Genomic DNA, 20,136 nt, shown 5'->3' with positions numbered 1-20,136 from the left:
TTACTCCTGCCCGGCCATTACGGCGCGGTCGTATTTTCCGAGGCCTGCCTCTTTGGCGTGAGCGGCCTTCTTGCGCGAGTAGCTCGGAGCCACCAGCGGAAAGTCCTCGGCCAGACCAAAGGCTGCGCGATATTGCGCTTCGGTCATGCCATGCTCGGCACCGAGGTGGCGCTTGAGCATCTTGAAGCCGCGGCCGCAGCACAGGCAATAGACCTTGTCTTCGGTCACCGCCTGATCGACCGGCAGAGCCGGACGCAGGCCGCCTTCGGCCCTTGGCGCCGTGGTTTCGACCGGTGCTTCATGAACTTCACCGGTCAAGCGCCGGTAAAGGCTTACGATTTCATCCGGGCTCACATCGGGGCGCGAAGCGTATGCCGCCACGATACGGGCGACCATATCCTGAGAGTTGTCATGTCCGTTCATTCTACCATCCTGCCAATCGTCTTCTGCGTTCGCATCGCCGGAACCAGACGGTCTTCTGTCCGCCCTTGTCTGTACTTTGAGGTCTGTTCTTCATGTAGTCTGTTCTTGACCAGACGTGCCCGGCGACGGGGACTGCACTTTTACCTTACAGAGATTCTTGTCTCTCGGGGAATTTAACCTTCACACTCCATGTTTCGAGCGGCTTCCCGCCGGTCAATATAGGCCTTCGAGGCAAGGGGAGAATCTTCGGGCAGGCGCCATTTCTTGCGGTATTGCTCTGGGGTCATGCCCAATACTTCCTGCAAGTGTCGGCGCAGCAAAGGTTTTTGCATTCCTGTTTCGCGGCAGACCAGCATCGAATATGACTCCTCGGAAAGCGGTGCCTCCTCGACCCGCCGCCAACGAAAGACTCGCGACAGAAACCCATGCAACGCTTTACCCATGCCCTTGTCTCTTCTTGCACATCTCCTGATGAGGCAAATAGGAAACTAAGGTTAATCTAGGTTGAACAAATAGAGTTGACGTCGGTTCATGGGAATTTTTTTGACAGAATTCTGGCAGGGAGGTGACGCATGACCCCGCGTGCGTCATTTGCTGCGGTGGTCGAGCGCGATACCGCGCGCCGGAACGCATGGGCCGACCTGCTTGCGCTGAACGGGGCGCGGCGGGTGCTGCGCCGCGCCCGACCCGCCGAAGCCCGCGATCTGATTGCGCCCGGCGTGCCGCTGACCGCGATGATTGTCGGGCTCTCCGCCCATGGCGCGCGCGACAACGACATGCTGGCGCTGATCGCTGGCGTCCGCAGGCACGCACCCGATGCGGTGATCCTTGCGATTGATCATGGCAACCGGCCCCGCGGTGCCGCCGAAATCTTTGCCGCCGGCGCCGATGACGCGCTCCGCGCCGATCACGATCCTTCGGAATTGCAGGCGAGGCTCTCGGTCCGGCTGCAGCGCGTCTCTCACGCCGGGCAGCGCGCCGCGCGGCTGGTGCAGCTTGGACTGACGCCGCTCGAAGAGCGCATTCTCGGCTGTCTGAACGCCCGGCGTGGAGAGATCATCAGCCGCCCGGCGCTCGCCGCCGAGGTCGAGGGCACCGAGTGGAGCTATGGCGACCGGCGCTTCGACGTGCATATCGCGCATATCCGCAAGAAGCTGGCCGAGCATTACGGTGACGCCCTGCGCGTGCGGACAATCCGGGCGCAGGGCTATGTTCTGGAGGGTGACGCGCCGCTTTAGGCGGCGCAGACCTTGCGCAGCGCTTCGAACGGGGCGCTCCAATCGCCCGCGCGCTGCTGACGATGCAGCGTCAGCACGCCGTACCAAGGATCGATCTCCGCCTCGCGGCCCCAGTACCACATACACTCCGAGCCGGTGGGCACCAGCACATGCGTCTCGGGATGACCCAGGGCGCCGCAGACATGGGCGGTGGTGTTGTCGATGGTAACCACCCGCTCGACCGCCGCACATTGCGCCGCGAAGCTCGCCAGATCGCTCATCTGATCAATGTCGGGATCGGTGTAGAACTCCAGATCCGGCCGCACCGCACGCGCGGCGGCGATCTCTTCGTCGGTGCGCCCATATTGCAGGTTCACCACAAAGGCGCCTTCGGGCAGCAGCTGCACCATCTCTTCCAGCGGCACCGAGCGCAGGTAGCCGATCAGGCTGCGCGCAGCCCAAGCCATGCCAAAGATCGGACGATCGCCCGCAAGCGCGGCATAGCGCTGACGGATTTCGCGCACCTTGCGCGGGTCGGGCCGAAGATAGCTGCCGCGACGCGCCGCGGCCGGGTGGTCGGGAATGAAGCGCACCAGATCGCCAAGCGCAACGGCCTGCCCCTTTGCCGGGGTTTCGATGGTCACCCCAAGCTCGTCTTTCGCAACGACCTTCAGCCCAAGCGCGTTGCCGTCCAGCAGATCGACCTGCCGCGGGTCCGCTGCAAAGATAACCTCGCAACCCTCTTTCACCGCCAGCACGCGGGTCAGCGCCAGAAGCGCCAATTGGTCGCCGATGCCCTGCTCGCCAATGAGCAGGATCCGGTCCTGCGCCATGAGGTTTTCTTTCTCCGAGTTTTCGGAGGGCACCGTCGCACGGTAGTTCGGCGTATGGCGGCGGAAGTAGTTCGGCACACCTTCTTCGTAGTCGCCCAACGAGAAACAGAAGGTGCCATAGGCGCGGGCGGGCTCTTCAAGCTCGGCCACCATATGCATCGCTTCAAGATAGGCGTGGCGCGCCTCGGCGTAGTCGCCGGCATCCAGATAGGCGTTGGCGGCGAAGGCACGCGAACGGGCATAAGAGGCCGGATCGGTGAACTCATAGCCCTCGGCCAGCTCGATCAGCTCATGATGGCGCGACTGGAAGCGCAGCGCGCCCAGCAGGATCACCATCACCACGTCGCGCGCGCTGAACTCGCCCGCCAGCAACTCGCGCGCCCACTCCTCGGCCTCGACCATACGCCCGGCGTGGAACAGCGCCGACAGCCGCGCCATCTTGCCCTGATCGGTGCCCGGGGACAGCTCGTAGCCGCGCTCGAGCCATTTCACCGACGCCGACTTGCCGTCCTCGGTTTCGGCAAGCTGCGTGCCGATCTCCAGCGTCAGTTCCGGATCGTCGATCTTTTCGGCAATCGGCCCGAGCACCTCCACCGCTCTCGGCACGCGGGCGGCCTTTGACATCAAGCCCAGATAGAGCTTCATCATCGGAACTTCGCGGTTTCCGGCCTGAAAGGCCGCGGCCATGTATTTCAGCGTCGGCTCGGGCTCACCGCAGAGGAAGTGCGACTTGGCCAAGCCCGTCAGAACTTCCATCAGCTTCGGCGCAAATTCCTCGGCCTTGGCGAAGAACGCTTTCGAGGTCTGCGCCTCACGCCGCTTCAGCGCCGCCATGCCAAGGATGACCCAAGGGTGGGGGTTGTCGGGGATCGAACGGGTCAGCGGCACGACCAGTTGGCAGGCTTCCGGCAGCTGGTCCGCCTTGATCAACTGATAGGCCTGATGGATCGCCAGCGCCGCATCGCCACCCACCCCATAGAGCTTGGCCCCGCGGGCCGCGATGGCCCGCTTTTCCTTGCGCGAGAGGACTTGGGTGCTCATGAGCTCTCCTTCGGGATCGCGAAGTAATCGGTGGTGTTGATGTAAAAGCAACTGTCGGCAATGCGGTACCCATTGCGGCGGCACCAGCCCTGGGCGAAGGCCATGACGTTCGCCTTCAGCATCTCGACCCAAATAACCGGGCGGTCTCGGGCGATCAGCTCCGACGCACCCTCAAGCACGTCTAGCTCCATGCCTTCTGCATCGATCTTGATGAAATCAACCCGGTCCTCGCCAAGCAGCGCGTCAAGCGTACAGGTCTCGATGCCGCCATCTTCGGTCGCCACCAGTCGCGTCGCACCAAGGTTGTCGGCATTGGCGGTGACCGCCTCAAAACGCCCCACGCCCGCGCCCGCGCCGAGCCCAAAGCCTCTGCGATCGACCATGGCCTCGAGATCATTTGCCGCGATGTTCTCATCAAGCAGTTCCAGCGCCGCGGGGTTCGGCTCCACCGGATATATGCAGGCGGGATCGAGGTTTCGTGCGTACCACACCACGTGATTGCCGATATTGGCCCCCACTTCGACGATGCGCGGGCGAGGCGCCTTGACCAGCTTCTGCAGCTTGGCCAGCGAGTCATGCTCGAAAAACCGCCCTTCAACGTGACTGTGCTGGATCAGATCCGCCGGGTTGGTCAGCCGCATGCGCGCCGCAGGCTTGCCCGAGTGGTCCTCCACTTCGGCCCAGACCGGAACCTGCGCCAGTTCCGCCCGCCATTGCAGCGCGACCGCCCGGCTCCAGTCCGCGCCGGTGGCCGACCGCGGCCCGGTGGAATGCATGCCGCGCTTATTGAGAAAGAAGATCTCTGGCCGTTTCGCGCAGCGCGCCTCGGCCCAGAGGCGGCAATAAAACTTATAGTCCTCGCCAGTGTCGAGCGCCGTGTCGAAACCGATCCGCGCCGCAAGGCCGGTGCGGTAAAACCCGCCGATCTGCACCGCGTTGTAGGGCGCCACCGCCAGATACTCCGCGCGGCTGTCCAGCGTGGCGGGCTGACCCTCGCGCAGCTGCGGCTCTCCGTCAGGCTCCAGCGTGCAGATCAGCCCCCAGACCACGTCCAGCTCGGGCTCGGCGGCGATCACCCGGCCAAAGGCCTCGAAAGCGTTGGGGGTGAGCACGTCGTCCGCGTCGAGAAAGAACACCCAGTCGATGCCCTCCGCCACCGCCCGCTGCAGCGCCTCGTTGCGCCGGGCCGAGCGGCCATAGCGGCCCGCCGTATCGTCCATCATGTAGTGATGAACCTCGGCGAACGGCCCCATGTCAAAGGCCTTGGCCTGCGCCACAGACGGCGCGCAGCCCTGCTCAAACAGCGCTTCGTGACCCGGACCGACCGGCGTGATCACCGCGCATTTCATTTCTCGGTTCCCGGCACAGTGTCGAAGGCGAGATCGAACATCGGCGCATCGAAGGCCAGCGGAAGTTGCACCGCGTCCATCATGGTGCCGGTCATCAGCCCGGCCCCTACGAGCACGGCCAGTGCCACACGCACCGGCGACAGGATGCGCCGCGACCGGGCCTTGCGCGGCGCCACAAGCGGCTGCGGCGCGATCTCTTCCGCTGCGGGCTCGGGCGCGGGCGGCGGCACGATGGCACCGGGGGCGACGAACACCCCATGGTCCGTCACCGTGACCTCTGCCAGACGCGGCGACGCGGCAAAGCGCTGGCGCAGCCCTGCGGGAAAGCGCACCTCGGGGATGTCGATCACCAGCGGCTCACCGGCGCTCCAGCCCGCCACCGCCTTGCGCGGCAGGACGAAGCGCGAGAAGTCATCGCGAAAGCCGACCTCTTCGACCAGCACGGTGCGGGCGGTGATCGTCACCAGTTCCGGCGCCAGCGTCACCCGCACGCCACGGTAGCCCAGGCTGATCTCCGCCTCGACGAACTGGCAATCGGCATCGCGCACAACCTCGGCGGAGGCATAGCCTTCGGGCATCTCGCTGGCCTGAGGCTTGCGGCGCCGCAGGGGCTTGGGCGCGGGCTCTGAAAAGTGCAGCCTCGGGCGCCAGCGGAAGGGCTCTGCCGGTTTCGGCGCGGCGGCGACGGGCTCGGGCGCAGGGGCAGATGCGGGACGCGTCTTGCGCTCTTTCTCGAAGCGGTAGTTGATCAGATAGTCTTCGGCCATCTCGGCAAGGTCATCCTCGCCCGCCACCAGCTTGAGCAGCTTCTGCTCGTCCGAAAACAGCACCCGGCGCGTCGGATAGCCTTCGACCGGCGGCACCACCGCAAAGCCGCCCTTCGGCGCATCCAGCACCGCCGCCGCCTTGCGCAGAACCGCAGCCCCCTCGTCGTGATGGTGCAACAGCATCTCGCAGGTGCCCGCCTCATCAAGGCACAGCGCCAATCCAATCTCTTCGGGCCATTCGGCGAAAACCGTGCGCAGCTCGCAGGCCTCGAAGAAATAAGCGAGTTTTTCGGCTTTCATGATCAAGGCCCCGAACAGTTCTTCGACTTCCTGATCTATTCTTGATTATACTTGAACAAAAGTCAAATTTACTTATGCTTGGACATGAGCACCGGCGTTTTCCGGCAACAAGAGCCCAAGCAGAGATCCCATCCATGACGTTGATACTCGGCCTCGCCCTCGTTTTCGGTCTCGTGTTCGGCGGGTTCATCCTGTCGGGCGGCAAGATGGACATCGTGCTGCACGCCCTGCCCTTCGAAGGCATGATGATCGGCGGCGCGGCGATCGGCTCTTTCGTCATCGCCAACAGCTTCTCGGTGATCAAAAGCTCGGGCAAGGGCATCGTGAAGGTGATGAAGGGCCCGCGGTGGAAGACCAAGGATTACACCGATCTTCTCAACCTGATGTTCGAACTGTCGCGCATCTATAAGGCCAAGGGCATCCTCGCGCTCGACAGCCACATCGAATCCCCCAAGGAAAGCGACATCTTCGCGCGCTACCCGCGCATCGCGGCGGATCACTTTGCCATCGAACTGATCCGCGACAGCTTCCGCATGCTGTCGATGCAGTTCGACGACAAGTACCAGACTGAGGATGTGATCAACCGCAAGATCAAGAAGCACCACCACGAGGCCATGGCTCCCGCCCATGCGATCCAGCAGGTGGCCGACGGTCTTCCGGCGATCGGCATCGTTGCGGCGGTTCTGGGGGTGATCAAGACCATGTCCTCGATCGACCAGCCGCCCGAAATCCTCGGCGCGATGATCGGCGGCGCGCTGGTGGGCACCTTCCTCGGCGTGTTCCTCGCCTATTGCATGGTGCAGCCGATCTCGGGCCGTCTGACGCAGATCGAAGACGAAGACGCCGCCTTCTACCACATCATCCGCGACATCTTTGTCGCCATGGTCGCCGATCATCCGCCCAGCATCTGCGTCGAGATCGGTCGCGGCAACATCCCCACCCGCATGCAGCCTGATTTCTACGAGGTCGAGGCCGCGCAGAAGGAATTGCCCGCCGCATGACGCGCAGCGCCGCCTTCGCCCTCCTTGGGCCTCTGCTTCTGGCGCTGCTCGCGGGCGGCGCCTTTGCTGCGGGCGCTCCGAAGGACAAGGCGGAAGAGGAAGACCCCGGCTTCATGTCGGCGGCGCGCGGCGGCACGTTTACCGAGATCCCCCCCTCCGGCAACGGCTTCCCCGCAGATCTGCTCGCGGCCATGCGGCGCAAGCTTGGCGGCGAGCGCCCGGTGCCCGATGCGCCGGACGCGCCGGCTCCTGCCAATGGCCACTGAGGCCGTCCGCCGCCGCCTGCGCGCGCTCGAGGTGATGGAACGCCTCAAAACGCTCGAGACAGAAAAGCAGGCTGCCGAGACCGGCGCGATCCGCGCCCGCATGGACAAGCTCGAAAACGACAAGACCGCGCTGCTCGACCGGCTGTCAGGCGAGTCGCGCATCGACGGGCTCGAAGGCGCGCCCTATCTCGGGCGGTTCATCCGCTCCATCCGCGCCGAGGTCGACCGCATCTCCAGCGACGCCGCAAGGCTCGCACCGGAACTGGCCCACTCCGAAGAGAAGCTTCGCGCCGCGCTGGCCGAACAAAAGACCTATGAGATCCTGCGCCTCAAGCGTCTCGCCGAAGAGCGCCGCGCCGCCGAAAAGCGCGAGGCCGAAGCCCAGGACGAGTTGTCGCTGCTGCGCTGGCGGCGCTGATCTCGGCTGGACAAGCCCGACCCTGGGCGGGAAAAGCATTGGCAAAGCCATCCCGCAAGAGGACCCCATGCAGCAGCACGACATCACGGTGATCGGCGGCGGTCTCGTCGGCAGCGCGCTGGCGCTCGGGCTGGCCGCCGCGGGGCAGCGCGTGCTGGTGCTGGATGGCGCGGATCTTTCCGCCCGCGCCTCGCGCGCCAATTTCGGCCTCGTCTGGGTCTCGGGCAAGGGTTTGGGCAATCCGGCCTATGCGCGCTGGTCGTATGAGGCGGCCAAGATCTGGACCGCCTTCGCGCGCGATCTCGCGGCGCGCAGCGGTCTTGACGTGGCGCTCGACCAGCCCGGCGGCTACAGCTTTGCGCTCTCGTCTCACGAACTGGACGAGATCACCGCCGACATGACCCGCATCACCGAAGAGACCGGCGGCGAAGCCGCCCCATGGCGCAGCCTGTCGCGCGCCGAGCTGCTGCGCGAGATCCCCGGCATCGGCCCGGATGTTGTTGGCGGGGCCCATGGCTCCGCCGATGGCCATGTGAACGCGCTGCGGCTGTTCCACGCACTGCATCGCGCCGGGGCCGCTGCGGGCGTCACCTATCAGGCGCAGCGCATCGTCGAGCGGATCGAGCCGCGCCCCAGCGGCTTCCGCCTCACTGGCGCATGGGGCGAGATCACCACGCCGCGCGTCGTACTGGCCGCAGGCACCGGCACCGAGGCGCTGGCCCCGATGGTCGGCCTGCGCGCGCCGCTCAGGCACAGTCGCGGGCAGATCGTGGTGACCGAGCGCGTCTCGGGCCGGCTGCCGTTTCTCAGCGCGATCATCCGCCAGACCGACGAGGGCAGCGTTTTGATCGGCGACAGCGACGAGGGCGACACCGCAGAGATCTCCGGCAACCCAGAGATCGCGGCGCTGCTCGGCGCCCGCGCCATCCGCGTCTACCCGCCTCTGGCGCAGCTTGGCGTTGTCCGCAGCTGGACCGGCTTTCGGGTGAAACCACTGGATGGCGCGCCAATCTACGACCACTCGGCCCACCACCCCGGCGCCTATCTGGTGCTTTGTCACAGCGGCGTCACCCTCGCCGCGCTGCACGCCCTGCACGTCGCGCCAAAGATCGCCGAGGGAGCGCAGCAGATCGGCCCTTCGGCATTTTCCTCCGCGAGGTTCCATGTTCCGGCGTGATCCCCTGCCCCCCGAAGACACCATCGAGATCCTGCTCGACGGCGAACCCCTTGCCGCCCGCCGCGGCGAGACGGTGGCCCTCGCGATGCTGGCGGGCGGAGTTCAGCACTTCCGCGGCAGCGTGGTCAGCGGAGCACCGCGCGCGCCCTATTGCCTGATGGGCGTGTGCTTCGAATGCCTCGTGACCATCGACGGCGTTGCCAACCGGCAGGCCTGCATGGTCACCGTCGCGCCCGGCATGCGCATCACCCGCCAATCCGGCGCGCCCGAAATCTTCCCCAGCATTCTCCCCGGCATTCACCCGGAGGCGCCGCAATGAGCCGCACGCTGCCGGACACCGCCGAACTGGTGATCATCGGGGCCGGGCCCGCTGGCATGGCCGCCGCGCTTGAGGCGCGGGCGGCAGGCGTGAAGGTGCTGCTGCTCGATGAGGCCCCGGCGGCGGGCGGCCAGATTTGGCGCGGGATCGGCGCGGCCCCGGAGGCGCGCAAAACGCTGCTCGGGCCGGACTATGCCAAGGGCGCAGCGCTGGCCGAGGCCTTCGCCAAAAGCGGCGCGCAGCATGTGCCGGGTGTTTCGGTCTGGGGTGTCATGCCGGAGGCCACGGGCGGCGCCCGGATCGGCCTCACCCTTGATGGGGCCGCGCATCTTCTGACGGCCCGCGCGGTGATCCTCGCCACCGGCGCGCAGGAGCGCCCGCTGCCCGTGCCCGGCTGGACCCTGCCCGGCGTGATGGGCGCTGGCGCCGCGCAGATCGCGCTCAAAAGCGGCGGTCTGCTGCCCGAGGGGCGGGTGGTTCTGGCTGGGATCGGCCCGCTGCTCTACCTGCTCGCCGACCAGTTCCTGCGCGCCGGCCTGCGCCCTGCCGCGCTGATCGAGACACCGTCCGAAACCCGCCGCGCCGCGCTGCGCCATCTGCCGGGCTTTTTGCGCTCCGACGGGTTCCGCAAGGGCGCCGGGCTGATGGCACGGGTGCGCCGCAACGTTAGGGTGATTTCAGGCGCCGAGGCGCTTGAGGTGCGCGGTGAGACCCGCGCCGAAGCGCTGCGCTGGAAGCGGCGCGGGCGCTGGCAGGAGATCGGCGCAGAGATGGTGCTGCTGCATGCGGGCGTCATCCCCTCGCTGCATCTCGCCGCCGCTGCGGGCGTTCCGACCCGCTGGAACCCGGTGCTGCGCTGCTTCGAACCCGATGCTCGCGAGGATGGCAGCACCGCACTGCCGGGCCTCTTTCTTGCCGGGGATGGCGCGACGATTGGCGGTGCAGACCGCGCCCTGCCCTCCGGGCGGCGCGCCGCACTGGCGGCGCTGGCGCATTTGGGTGCCCCGGTCGATCCGTCCCACCACGCCGAAGCGCTGCGCGCATGGCGCCAGGCCGATCTTGGGCGCGCCTTCATCGACCGCTGGTTCGCACCGCCGCCCGCTCTGCTCGCCCCGCGCGGCGACACGCTGGTTTGCCGCTGCGAGGAGATCAGCGCCGAAGCCATCCGCGAGGCGGCGCGGCTCGGCGCACCCGGGCCAAACCAGATCAAGACCTACCTGCGCTGCGGCATGGGCCCCTGTCAGGGCCGCATGTGCGCCACCAGCGTGACCGAGATCATGGCCGATGAGACCGGACGCGCGCCGTCCGAACTGGGCCATCTGCGGCTTCGCACGCCCGTTCGCCCACTGCGCCTTGGCGAACTGGCGCAGCTTCCTGCCGCCCCCGCCGCACAGCAGGCCGCACTGGGAGATCACCCGCTGCCGCAGACCCCTCTGCCCGGCCTTACGGGCCACAAAGACCAAGGGTGACGTAAGGGCAATAAGGCCACATCTCTGTCCCTCGTTCGCGCTGGGGTGGATACAGAATTGCTTTTTTCACGCGACTGTGAAATCCTTTTAACAGTGATTTCGCGCCGCGAATTAACTCAGCGAAATCATATATTTCGAGATCATGTTTCTTGCGAGTTCCGCCTCGGCAGCGCGCGAAATCCATCCCGGGCCGACGCTTTTCAAAGTCAGAGTCACCTCAAGCACGAGGATATTTCCATGCCCCTGCGCCCGTCCCTTCCCTTCTGCCTGATTGCCACCAGCCTCGCCGCCACCGCCCTACCGCTCGCCGCCACCGCGCAGCAGAGCGGGCCGCAGTTTAGCTTTGGCCTGACCACCTATGCGGATGCGGCCATCGAGGGCGACGCCGATGACGACGGGCGCTACAGCTGGCGCGCCGACATCAAGATGTCCTACGGCGAGATCTGGGACGGCGGCTCGGTCAGCGCCCATCTTGAATATAACGACGGCGACGATTTCGTCGGCTTCGGCGAGGGCGGGGTGATCTGGCCGACCAACGTTTTCGCGGCGCTGCCGCGCGCCAGCGCCGATGAGAACACCACCCTGTCGCTGACCGTGACGCAGCAGTTCTCGCCCAGCACCAGCCTGACCTTCGGCAAGTTCAACGTCATTGATCTGGCCGAGCAGACGCCGCTTATCGGCGGGCAGGGACAGGGCGGCTTCCAGTACACCGGCCTTGCGGCGCCCGGCAACTTCGTGCTGCCGCCCTATGTGTTCGGCGGTATGCTGGCGGTGAAGACCGATCCGATGATCTTCTCGTTCTTCGTCTATGATCCGAACAACGCGCAGGGCGAGGATTTCTGGGACAACCTGTTCGACGATGGCGCGGTCTACAACGGCACGGTGACCTTTGCGACGGCGCTCAATGGCCAGCCGGGGTTCTACAACCTCAACCTCGTGCATTCGACCAAGAAGGGCACGGACTATGAATTGCTGCTGCTGTCGCCCGATGACGACAGTTTCGCCGGCAGCAAGCAGGGCGTGAGCTACGCCGGGATCAGCTTCCAGCAGTACCTCTGGAGCAACCCTCAAAACCCGATGCATGGCTGGGGGGTGTTCGGTCAGGTCGGCTTTGGTGACGGCAACCCCAACCCGCTTGATGCGCTCTATCTTGTCGGCGTCGGCGGCAACGCCCCCTTCGCCGGGCGCGAGAGCGACCGCTGGGGCCTCGCATGGTCGCGCTACGACTGGTCCGACAAGCTGGGCGAGGCGCTGGATGCCTATGGCGTAAAGCTGCAGGACGAATGGGCGGTCGAGGCATTCTATGAGGCGGCGCTGAACGAGAACTGGCGCTTGGGTGGCAACATCATGCGCGTGCAGCCAAGCTTCGAGAGCTTTGACGATTACACCCAGATCGGCTTCCGCCTGCGCGCCACGTTCTGATCCTGCGCACCCCGCAAAAAAGGCTGTCCCCGCGGGGACAGCCTTTTTCGCTGCGCCTCAGACGAAGGTGAAATTGCGCGCGGCGTTCACGTCGGCGATGCGCAGGTCGCCCTGCAGAAGCAGGCTGCCTTGGCTGCCGAAGCGGACGGTGATCCCTGCGTCGCTGGCGCTGAAGGCGATATCCGACAGCGCGTTGATGCCCGGCAGGTCCACTTCGATCACGTCCTTGCCGGGGGTGAAGTCGGTGATCACGTCACCGCCCGTCAGATCGCCCTCTTCGAGCACGAAGATATCGCGCCCGGCCCAACCGGTGAGCGTATCCGCCCCGGCCCCGCCCGAGAGGCTGTCGTTGCCCACCATGCCGTTCAGCTCGTCGTCGTCCTCATTGCCGGTGAGCGTGTCGTCGCCTTCACTGCCCACCAGCGTGTCGCTGCCTTGGTTGCCCGAGATCAGATCGGCGCCATCCCCGCCCTTGAGATAATCGTCGCCGCCCCAGCCAAGCAGCCGGTCGTCGCCGTCGCCGCCATTGGCGCTGTCGTCTCCCTTGCCGCCGGTAAGCCGGTCATCGCCCGCAAGCCCCGAAAGCGTGTCGTCCTCGGTGCCCCCCTCCAGCGTGTCGGCCCGGGTGGTGCCGGTGATCTGCTCGCCCTCACTGTCGCCGGTCTCGGGCCCGGTCACATCCACCCCGGAGGTGTCGAAGCTGATTTCGATCACCTCGAACGGGTCGAGCGTCACCCGCACCGTGGTGCTGTTCACCGCGATATCGGTCAGTTCGGCGCGCACGTCGTTTTCGTTGATGTAGTAGCGCTGGCCGTTGACGAGGAGGCTGTCGGCTTCCTGAAAGCCCTCGCCCGGCACGTAATGCACGCCGTCGCTGGAGTTGGCCGAGAAATCCGCACCGATCTTCACCGCCGAGGCGGAGGTATAGCCCGGCACCAGCGCCCCAAGGTCAAGCTCCAGTTCGATGGTGTCGGTGGCCCGCGAGGCGACGTAAACGACCGTGCTGTCCTCGGACTGCCAGGCGTGGAAGGTGAAGCTGCCGTCCTCGATCGACAGATCCGTGTCCAGCAGTTCGAGCCCCGGCAGACTGGAACTCATCAGATCGAAGGTCGCGCCGTTGATGGTGTTGAGCACCCGCCCCTCGGCATCGGTGATCACATCCTCATGCTGCTTGCCGGCCAGATCGGTCGGCGTGTTGTGCTGCACCGGCCAGACATGCGCGGCGTCCACCCCCAGCTCGTTCATGGTCGAAGTCATCTCGACCAGCACAGAGGCGGAGCGCAGCCCGGTTTCGGTGGTGTCGGAGGTGCGCACGTTCCATTCGGTGATGTAGAGGTCGAGGTCCTTGTCGAAGGCCTCGTCCCAGACGGCATAGTCGCGGTTGATGAAGTTCATCTCGCCGCTGGTGCCCTCGAATTCGATGACCGTCTTGTCGTAGTAGTAATGCTCGACCACCCCGTCGATCGCCTCGCGCGCCTCGGTGCCAAGCTGGTCGATGATCGTGCGGTTGGCGTCTTGCACGCGCTGCAGATAGGGCCGGTCATCGACCGAGACATGGTATTCCGAGCCTGAGAAGGGCGAGGCCATCTGCACGATAATGGCGGCCTGATCCTCTTCGCCAAAGCCCGCATCCTCCATGCCGCGCGCCAGTGCGACGGCGGCGACATCGGCCTTCGAGCCATAGGCGGTCTCACCCATGCTCCAGTATTCATTGCCGATCTCGAAGGCTTCGACCACATCGCCGTAGTCCGTCACGACGGTCTGCGCAAAGCGGGCAATGTCATCTTCCAGCGCCTCGAACTCAGCCACGCTGTAGTTCTTGGTGGGTAGCACCAGCGTCACCTGCGCGCCATTCTCGCGTGCCCAGTCGAGCATGTCGGTGACTTCCTGCCGCAGCGCCCATGTGCCGTCTGAGCGCTCCATTTGCAGGATGTTGAGGAAGCCGTCGCCATCCTCTTCGAGATCGCCGCTGTCGCCCTGCCCCGCCGGGAAACGCAGATGGGTGATGTCGAGCGCATCCGCCGCCGCGCCGAAATTGTCCAAGGGCAGGCCGCTCTCGGTGTTGACGCTGAACACGAGGTTGCCGCCGAAGAAGGCGCCATCCAGCGTCTCGCCCGTACCGGTGGCGGCGGTGACGGAAATATGCGTGCCCTCGAAAGCGGGCGGCGCCGCGGCCAGCGGCGTCACCTGCGCGAGATTGCCCAGCCAGCCACGCGGATCGCCAAGGCTGTCCGCATCCACCCCGTCGATCACCGCCAGCACCGTGCCGTCATAGACCAGCGCCGCGCCGCTGCCATCCTCCGCCGAGGCGACGGTCAGGTTCTGATAGGCCTCGCCCGCAGAAAGCGCGCTGCCATCCGGCAGGATCAGCGTGATCAATTCCGGCCCTCCATCGTTGCCTTGCAGATCATAGGTGTGCAGCGTGAGCGGCGTGAAGTCCTCATCGCCCTGCGGCACCACCAGTTCATAGGCGTCATTGCCCGCAGCCCCTGCAAGGTGATCGCCCGCATCGCCGCGCAGCGTGTCGTCGCCCGCGTTGCCGACCAGCGTGTCGCCCAGCGTTTCCGCCCCATCGGCATCGACACCGCTGACGAAATCATCGCCCGCCTGACCGTCAAGGTAGTCGCCGCCGCCGAGACCTTCCAGCGTATCCGCACCGTCGCCGCCGAACAGCTCGTCGCGCGCAGTGGAGCCGGTGAGCGCGTCGTCGCCGTCGTAAAACCCGGTGAGCGCCGGGGCGAAGTTGCCGATCCAGACGGTCTCGTAGAACAGCTCCTCGGCAGTGTAGCCCTCGATCACCGCGACCACATCGCCATTCATGAAAATCCCCGCGCCGCTGCCGTCGGGCATGTCGCCGATGCCCGCCGCAAGCGTGCCGTCGAAGAAAGAGGCGCGCGGGATGATCTCGCCCTCGGGCGTGACGAAGACCACGCGGTCGGGCACGTCCTGCTCGGTGAAGCGGGTGAAGTCGAGATCGGTGATGGTGACCGGCGCCGCCCCCTCCTGCCCCACCGGCACGATGAAGAGATCGGCGTTGGCGCCGCCGGTCATCACGTCGCCGTCGTCGCCCCAAAGCACGTCGATCCCGGCACCCCCGTCAAGCACATCCGGCGCGCCGAGCGCATCGTCGAGGAACAGCAGGATGTCGGTGCCCGCGCCGCCCTGCGCAGTGTCCGAGCCCTGCGTGCCGACGATCTGATCGTTGCCCTCGCCGCCGATCAGCAGATCATCGCCAGCCCCGCCGTCGAGACTGTCGTTGCCACTCCTGCCATCAAGGGTGTCATCCCCAGCGCCGCCCTCCAGCGCGTCGTCGCCCACGGTACCAAGGAGCAGGGAAATGTCTTCCTCGCTGTCCTCGGGCTCGGGTGTGTCGTCATCGCTGGAAGAGGGGCTCGCGACGCTCCATGCCAGCGCGCCGAGAAGGAGGGAGAACAGATACAGCGTGGGCATATGACTTACCATACAAAGGCCGCCGAACCCGGCAGGACAAAGACCCGGAACAGCGGCCTGCTGCCTCCGGCAAGAAAATCCCCCAGAGCTTAGACCGCAATTTCGCCATATTCTCTAATTTTTTGGAAACACTTCGTTTCGCGTTTCTGTATCCGTGGGCCGCAAACGCAAAACGCCGACCCGCGAAGGGCCGGCGCTTGCCTTGTCTGTCTGCTGCCCGCGCTCAGATCAGCCCGCGCGGGATCGCCTCGTCCCATGTCTTGGCAAAGACCTCTTCGCCGTTCAGCGTCACGACCATGGTGGCCTTGAGGAAAAAGGTCTCGGCGTCGCAGGTCATCTCGCCATCAAGCAACGAGCGGGTCATCCAGCCGTCGCGCCCCATCTCATAGTCCTGATGCAGCTTGTAGCGCGCCGAGGTGGGATCATCGGGATGGATGGTCAACTCGCGGCGCAGGCTGTGCGAGAGCACCGTGCCGATCTCATCGAAGCGCAGCACGCCCTCGCCGAAGAGCCCGCCTTCGCCATTGGTCACATAGGTGACCTCGCCGGTGAGATAGTCGGTGGTCACGTGGCGCTCGAGCTTGGCGGGCCGGATCATGGTGATCGGACAGGCGGGACCATGCGCCGGAGGCTCGAAACCGGGATGCGCATCGCCGCCCGCGCGCTGCGGCAGATGCAGCAGGCTGCGTGCGGTATCGATGGTCAGCGTTGCGGCCTCGGGCGCGGGCCAGATGATCGGCCAATAGGCGGTGCCTACCGAGATGCGCAGCTTGTGGCCCGCGGCAAAGCGGTGGCCGCAGGTCGAGAGCTTGACCTTCACCGTCTCGAATTGGCCCGGCACCAGTGCTTCGGGCGCCTCATGTCCGTTGCGGTGGGTGAGGTTCAGCACCTGATAGCTGACGCGGGTGACCTTGCCATCGGGCGCGACGTCGCCAAGCCGCACCACCACCTGCGCCACCGGTTTGTCGGAGGCGAGGTGCAGGTCCAGTTCGGGCACCCCGAGGATTTCCAGATCGTCCTGCAGCACCTCGGTTTCGAAGACCAACGCGCCGCCATCCTCGATACGCTGGTCGGCGGGCATCTCACCCGCGCAACCGACGCCCATCCATTCGCCCGAGGCAATCCCGTGGCTCTGCGGCGAGCGGATCGGCAGCAACCCGCCCTCTTCCGGCGCATCGGTGAGCGCGCCGCCGGGTGTCAGATGCATCGCGCGCATCGGCTCGGCGAGGGGCCAGTCAGAGCCCACCCAGCGGCCCGGCTGATCGGGGCGCGAGGTGTCGGGCGCGATGGGATCGTTTATGTAGGCGCGCAGCTTGGGCTCCTCCATCACGCCGTTGTCCTCGCCCTTGAGCCATTGGTCCCACCAGCGCACCGCCTCCTGCAGGAAGCCGATCGCCGGGCCGGGCACGCCGTCTTGCGGATATACATGCCCCCACGGCCCGATGATGCCGCGGGTGGGCACCGAAAGGTTCTCGAGCAGGCGCGGCACCGAGTTGGTGTAGCTGTCGGCCCAGGCGCCGACGACCATCACCGGGCACTCGATCGCCGCGTAATCCTCCTGCACCGAGCCGTGCTTCCAATAGGCGTCATAGCTTTGGTGCTCGGCCCACATGGCGGGGAAGAAAGGCAGCGTTTCCAGCCGCTTCTGCCAGTCCTCGCGCCAGCTTTCGCCAACCACCTCGGGATCGAGCGGGCGGGCCTGATAGCCCATCATGATCGAGCCCCACCAGAAGTTGTCGTTCAGCAGGCAGCCATTCATGAAGTGAATGTCGTCCTTGAAGCGGTCGTCGGTGGAATAGCAGGTGATGATCGCCTTCAGCGCCGGGGGCCGCCGCGCCGCAACCTGCAGCGAGTTGAAGCCCGACCAGCTTTTGCCCATCATCCCGACGTTGCCGTCGCACCAATCCTGCGCGGCGATCCAGGCGATGACCTCGCAAGCATCGTCCTGTTCCAGCTCGAGGTATTCGTCGGCCATATGGCCCTCAAACTCGCCGGTGCCGCGGATATCGACGCGCACGGCGGCATAGCCGTTCTCGGCGAAATAGCCGTGCATCGCCTCGTCGCGGCCACGGGTGCCGTCGCGCTTTCGGTAGGGGATGTATTCCAGAACCGCCGGAACCGCGTGGCTGCGGGCGCCCTCGGGCAGGAACAGCCGGGCGCTGAGGCGCGTGCCGTCGGCCATGGGGATCCAGACGTGTTCGATGAATTCGGTGGCCATGATGACTTCCGTTTATCGTGTGTATTCAGATGTGTGTTCGGGTCAGGACGCGCGGGCGGCCAGCACCTTGTCGAGCCACCCGCGGTCGAGCTGCGGCACCGAGTCCAGCAGCTTGCGGGTGTAGGGATCGCGCGGCGCGTCAAACAGCGTGGCGGTGTCCGCCTCTTCGACGATCCGGCCCTTCTGCATCACCACCGTGCGGTCGGCGAGGCGGCGCACCACCGACAGATCGTGGGTGATGAAGAGGTAGGTCATGCCAAGCTCGTCCTGCAGCTTGCGCAGCAGGCGCAGGATGTCCTCGGCGACCAGCGGATCGAGCGCCGAGGTGACCTCGTCGCAGATCATCAGATCGGGCTCTGCGGCAAGCGCGCGGGCAATGCAGACGCGCTGTTTCTGCCCACCGGACAGGGCACCGGGCAGACGCCCGGCCATCTCGGCGGGCAGACCGATCAGATCCAAAAGCCGCGCCACCTCGTCCCGTTGCGCCCTGCCCTTCAGCCCGCGGAAGGTCTGCAGCGGGCGGCCGATGGCCTCGGCTACGGTCTGGCGCGGGTTCAGCGCCACGTCGGGCAGCTGATAGATCAGCTGGATGCGGCGCAAGAGGTCGGGCGCGCGCTTGCGGTAGCTTGTCGGCAGCGCCTCTCCGTCGAACTGCACCTGCCCCGCCGAAGGCGTCAGCAAGCCAGAGACCAGCCGCGCCAGCGTGGATTTGCCCGAACCGGACTCGCCGACGATGGCGACGGTTTCGCCGCGCTTCACCGACAGATCGACGTCGTGCAGCACCGCCGTCTTGCCGTAGGCGGCAGAGACATGATCCACCCGCAGGATCTCTTCGCCAGTGCGGTGATGCGCCCCCGCCTCGGCGTTGAGGCTCGCCTGCCGTTCCGAGACCAGCCGCTGCGTGTACTCCTCGCGCGGGGCGCTCAGGATCTGCTCGGTGGTGCCGGTCTCAACCTTGGCGCCGTGGCGCAGCACCATGAGCCGGTCGGCGACCTGCGCGATCACCGCGAGATCATGGGTGATGTAGAGCGCCGAAGTGCCGTATTTGCGGATCGTCTCGCGCAGCAGCAGCAGCACCTCGATCTGCGTGGTCACGTCGAGCGCCGTGGTAGGCTCGTCGAGCACGAGGATGTCGGGCTTGCAGGACATGGCCATGGCGACCATCGCCCGCTGGAGCTGCCCGCCGGAGACCTGATGCGGATAGCGGCGCCCGAAGGTTTCGGGCTCGGGCAGGCCGAGCGCGGTGAACAGCTCGATCATCCAAGCGCGGGCCTCGCCGGCAGTCATCAGACCGTGCCGCAGCGGGCCTTCCATGATCTGCCGTTCCAGCCGGTGCGCAGGGTTGAAGGCCGCCGCCGCGCTCTGCGCCACATAGGCGATGCGCGCGCCGCGCACGGCCTCGCGCTCGGACCTTGTTGACGACGCCAGATCGTGGCCCGCCAGCTCGATGCTGCCGCCGGTGATCCGGCAGCCGCCGCGCCCATACCCCATCGACGCAAGGCCGATGGTCGACTTGCCCGCGCCGCTTTCGCCGATCAGGCCGAGGATCTCGCCCTGTTCGAGGTCGAGCGACACGCCATGCAGCAGCTCCACGCCCTCGGCGGTGGCGACGCGCAGGTCGCGGATACGAAGGATATCGCTCATCGGTTGTCTCCCTGCACGGTGGTGTGGCCCGACAGCAGCCAGTCGACGGTGAGGTTCACGCCGATGGTCACCAGCGCGATGGCGGCGGCGGGGAAGAGCGGCGCGTAGAGCCCGTAGAGGATGCCCTGCTGGTTGTCGCGCACCATCCCGCCCCAGTCGGCAAAGGGCGGTTGCACGCCGAGCCCGAGGTACGAGAGCCCCGCGACGAAGAGGAAGGTGAAGCAAAAGCGCATGCCGAACTCCGCCACCAGGGGCGGCAGGGCGTTGGGCAGGATCTCGCGGCGGATCATCCAGCCAAGGCCCTCACCACGCAGGCGGGCGACCTCGGCGTATTCCATCACGTTGATCCCCTGCGCCACCAGACGCGCAAGGCGGAAGACGCGGGTGCTGTCGAGACAGGCGATGGTGACGATCAGCACCGGCAGCGACGAGCCGAGCGCCTGCAGCACCACCAGCGCCGAGATCAGCACCGGGATCGACATAACGGTGTCGACGACGCGCGACAGCACCAGATCAAGCCAGCCGCCCCGGATCGCCGCAAGAATGCCGAGCGGCACGCCGATGGCGAACGATAGGCACACGGCGGCCAGCGAGATGCCGATGGACATTTGCGCGCCGTAGAGGAGGCGCGAGAGCATGTCGCGGCCGTTCTGATCAAAGCCCAGCGGATGGCCCGGCTGCGGCATGTCGAAGGGCATGCCGACGATCTCTTCCTGTCCGAAGGGCGCGAGCATCGGCCCGAAGAGGAACAGGACCGCGTTGACGGCAATCAGCGCCATGCCGATCCAGCCGGTCAGCGGGATATTGGAAAGACGGCTCATC

17 protein-coding genes are annotated in these 20,136 nt (G+C 66.1%); 8 read left to right on the top strand and 9 right to left on the bottom strand.

Annotation, left to right across the window (positions count from 1 at the left end; translation table 11 throughout):
* Positions 1-423, bottom strand: a complete 423-nt coding sequence (locus tag ACXAD2_RS05590; RefSeq protein WP_475167932.1) for a Ros/MucR family transcriptional regulator — start codon at positions 421-423, stop codon at positions 1-3.
* A gap of 173 nt (positions 424-596) precedes the next feature.
* Positions 597-866, bottom strand: a complete 270-nt coding sequence (locus ACXAD2_RS05585; protein ID WP_475167929.1) for a MucR family transcriptional regulator — start codon at positions 864-866, stop codon at positions 597-599.
* 129 nt (positions 867-995) lie between these two features.
* Here ACXAD2_RS05585 and ACXAD2_RS05580 point away from each other — a divergent pair, with 129 nt between their 5' ends.
* Complete coding sequence (locus tag ACXAD2_RS05580; protein WP_475167926.1) at positions 996-1,661, top strand: response regulator transcription factor; 666 nt, start codon at positions 996-998, stop codon at positions 1,659-1,661.
* Here the strand turns inward: ACXAD2_RS05580 and ACXAD2_RS05575 are convergent.
* The 3 genes from ACXAD2_RS05575 to ACXAD2_RS05565 are packed head-to-tail and all read right to left on the bottom strand — an operon-like array spanning position 1,658 to position 5,930.
* Complete coding sequence (locus tag ACXAD2_RS05575; RefSeq protein WP_475167923.1) at positions 1,658-3,514, bottom strand: hypothetical protein; 1,857 nt, start codon at positions 3,512-3,514, stop codon at positions 1,658-1,660. The two genes, ACXAD2_RS05580 and ACXAD2_RS05575, sit on opposite strands and share 4 nt — an antisense overlap.
* Entirely contained in the window at positions 3,511-4,863 is a 1,353-nt protein-coding gene (locus tag ACXAD2_RS05570) for an FkbM family methyltransferase (RefSeq protein WP_475167921.1), read from the bottom strand. Before ACXAD2_RS05570 ends, ACXAD2_RS05575 begins: the two co-directional genes overlap by 4 nt.
* Positions 4,860-5,930, bottom strand: coding sequence for a hypothetical protein (locus ACXAD2_RS05565; protein ID WP_475167919.1), 1,071 nt, complete (start codon positions 5,928-5,930; stop codon positions 4,860-4,862). Before ACXAD2_RS05565 ends, ACXAD2_RS05570 begins: the two co-directional genes overlap by 4 nt.
* Positions 5,931-6,064: 134 nt before the next feature.
* Between ACXAD2_RS05565 and motA the strand changes: the two genes are divergently transcribed.
* The 7 genes from motA to ACXAD2_RS05530 all read left to right on the top strand — a co-directional run bounded on the left by motA (position 6,065) and on the right by ACXAD2_RS05530 (position 12,002).
* A complete protein-coding gene (gene motA, locus ACXAD2_RS05560) occupies positions 6,065-6,931 on the top strand; it encodes a flagellar motor stator protein MotA (protein WP_066111107.1) in 867 nt (288 codons plus the stop codon).
* On the top strand, positions 6,928-7,197 hold the full coding sequence (locus ACXAD2_RS05555) for a hypothetical protein (RefSeq protein ID WP_475167916.1): 270 nt from the start codon (positions 6,928-6,930) through the stop codon (positions 7,195-7,197). The genes motA and ACXAD2_RS05555 overlap by 4 nt, the downstream gene beginning before the upstream one ends.
* Positions 7,187-7,615 carry a flagellar FliJ family protein gene (locus tag ACXAD2_RS05550; RefSeq protein ID WP_475167913.1) on the top strand — a complete coding sequence of 143 codons (429 nt, stop codon included), beginning with the start codon at positions 7,187-7,189 and terminating at the stop codon, positions 7,613-7,615. Before ACXAD2_RS05555 ends, ACXAD2_RS05550 begins: the two co-directional genes overlap by 11 nt.
* Before the next feature lie 67 nt (positions 7,616-7,682).
* Positions 7,683-8,792 carry an NAD(P)/FAD-dependent oxidoreductase gene (locus ACXAD2_RS05545; RefSeq protein ID WP_475167910.1) on the top strand — a complete coding sequence of 370 codons (1,110 nt, stop codon included), beginning with the start codon at positions 7,683-7,685 and terminating at the stop codon, positions 8,790-8,792.
* Positions 8,779-9,111, top strand: a complete 333-nt coding sequence (locus ACXAD2_RS05540; protein ID WP_475167909.1) for a (2Fe-2S)-binding protein — start codon at positions 8,779-8,781, stop codon at positions 9,109-9,111. Before ACXAD2_RS05545 ends, ACXAD2_RS05540 begins: the two co-directional genes overlap by 14 nt.
* On the top strand, positions 9,108-10,580 hold the full coding sequence (locus ACXAD2_RS05535) for an FAD/NAD(P)-dependent oxidoreductase (protein WP_475167906.1): 1,473 nt from the start codon (positions 9,108-9,110) through the stop codon (positions 10,578-10,580). Before ACXAD2_RS05540 ends, ACXAD2_RS05535 begins: the two co-directional genes overlap by 4 nt.
* Positions 10,581-10,817: 237 nt before the next feature.
* Complete coding sequence (locus ACXAD2_RS05530) at positions 10,818-12,002, top strand: carbohydrate porin (RefSeq protein WP_475167903.1); 1,185 nt, start codon at positions 10,818-10,820, stop codon at positions 12,000-12,002.
* 57 nt (positions 12,003-12,059) lie between these two features.
* Here the strand turns inward: ACXAD2_RS05530 and ACXAD2_RS05525 are convergent, their stop codons facing one another.
* The 4 genes from ACXAD2_RS05525 to ACXAD2_RS05510 form a co-directional block, all read right to left on the bottom strand.
* Complete coding sequence (locus tag ACXAD2_RS05525) at positions 12,060-15,452, bottom strand: calcium-binding protein (protein WP_475167901.1); 3,393 nt, start codon at positions 15,450-15,452, stop codon at positions 12,060-12,062.
* Positions 15,453-15,675: 223 nt separating this feature from the next.
* Positions 15,676-17,670 carry a CocE/NonD family hydrolase gene (locus ACXAD2_RS05520; RefSeq protein ID WP_475167900.1) on the bottom strand — a complete coding sequence of 665 codons (1,995 nt, stop codon included), beginning with the start codon at positions 17,668-17,670 and terminating at the stop codon, positions 15,676-15,678.
* 42 nt (positions 17,671-17,712) lie between these two features.
* The gene (locus tag ACXAD2_RS05515; RefSeq protein ID WP_475167898.1) at positions 17,713-19,314 is read right to left on the bottom strand and encodes an ABC transporter ATP-binding protein; all 1,602 of its coding nucleotides are present in this window, start codon (positions 19,312-19,314) and stop codon (positions 17,713-17,715) included.
* A complete protein-coding gene (locus ACXAD2_RS05510) occupies positions 19,311-20,135 on the bottom strand; it encodes an ABC transporter permease (protein WP_475167896.1) in 825 nt (274 codons plus the stop codon). The genes ACXAD2_RS05515 and ACXAD2_RS05510 overlap by 4 nt, the downstream gene beginning before the upstream one ends.
* Position 20,136: the final 1 nt, after the last annotated feature.

The organism is Salipiger sp. ABN3_019 (assembly GCF_056158605.1).
Note: the sequence above shows the minus strand (reverse complement) of the source record. Positions and strands in the feature narration are given on the sequence as shown.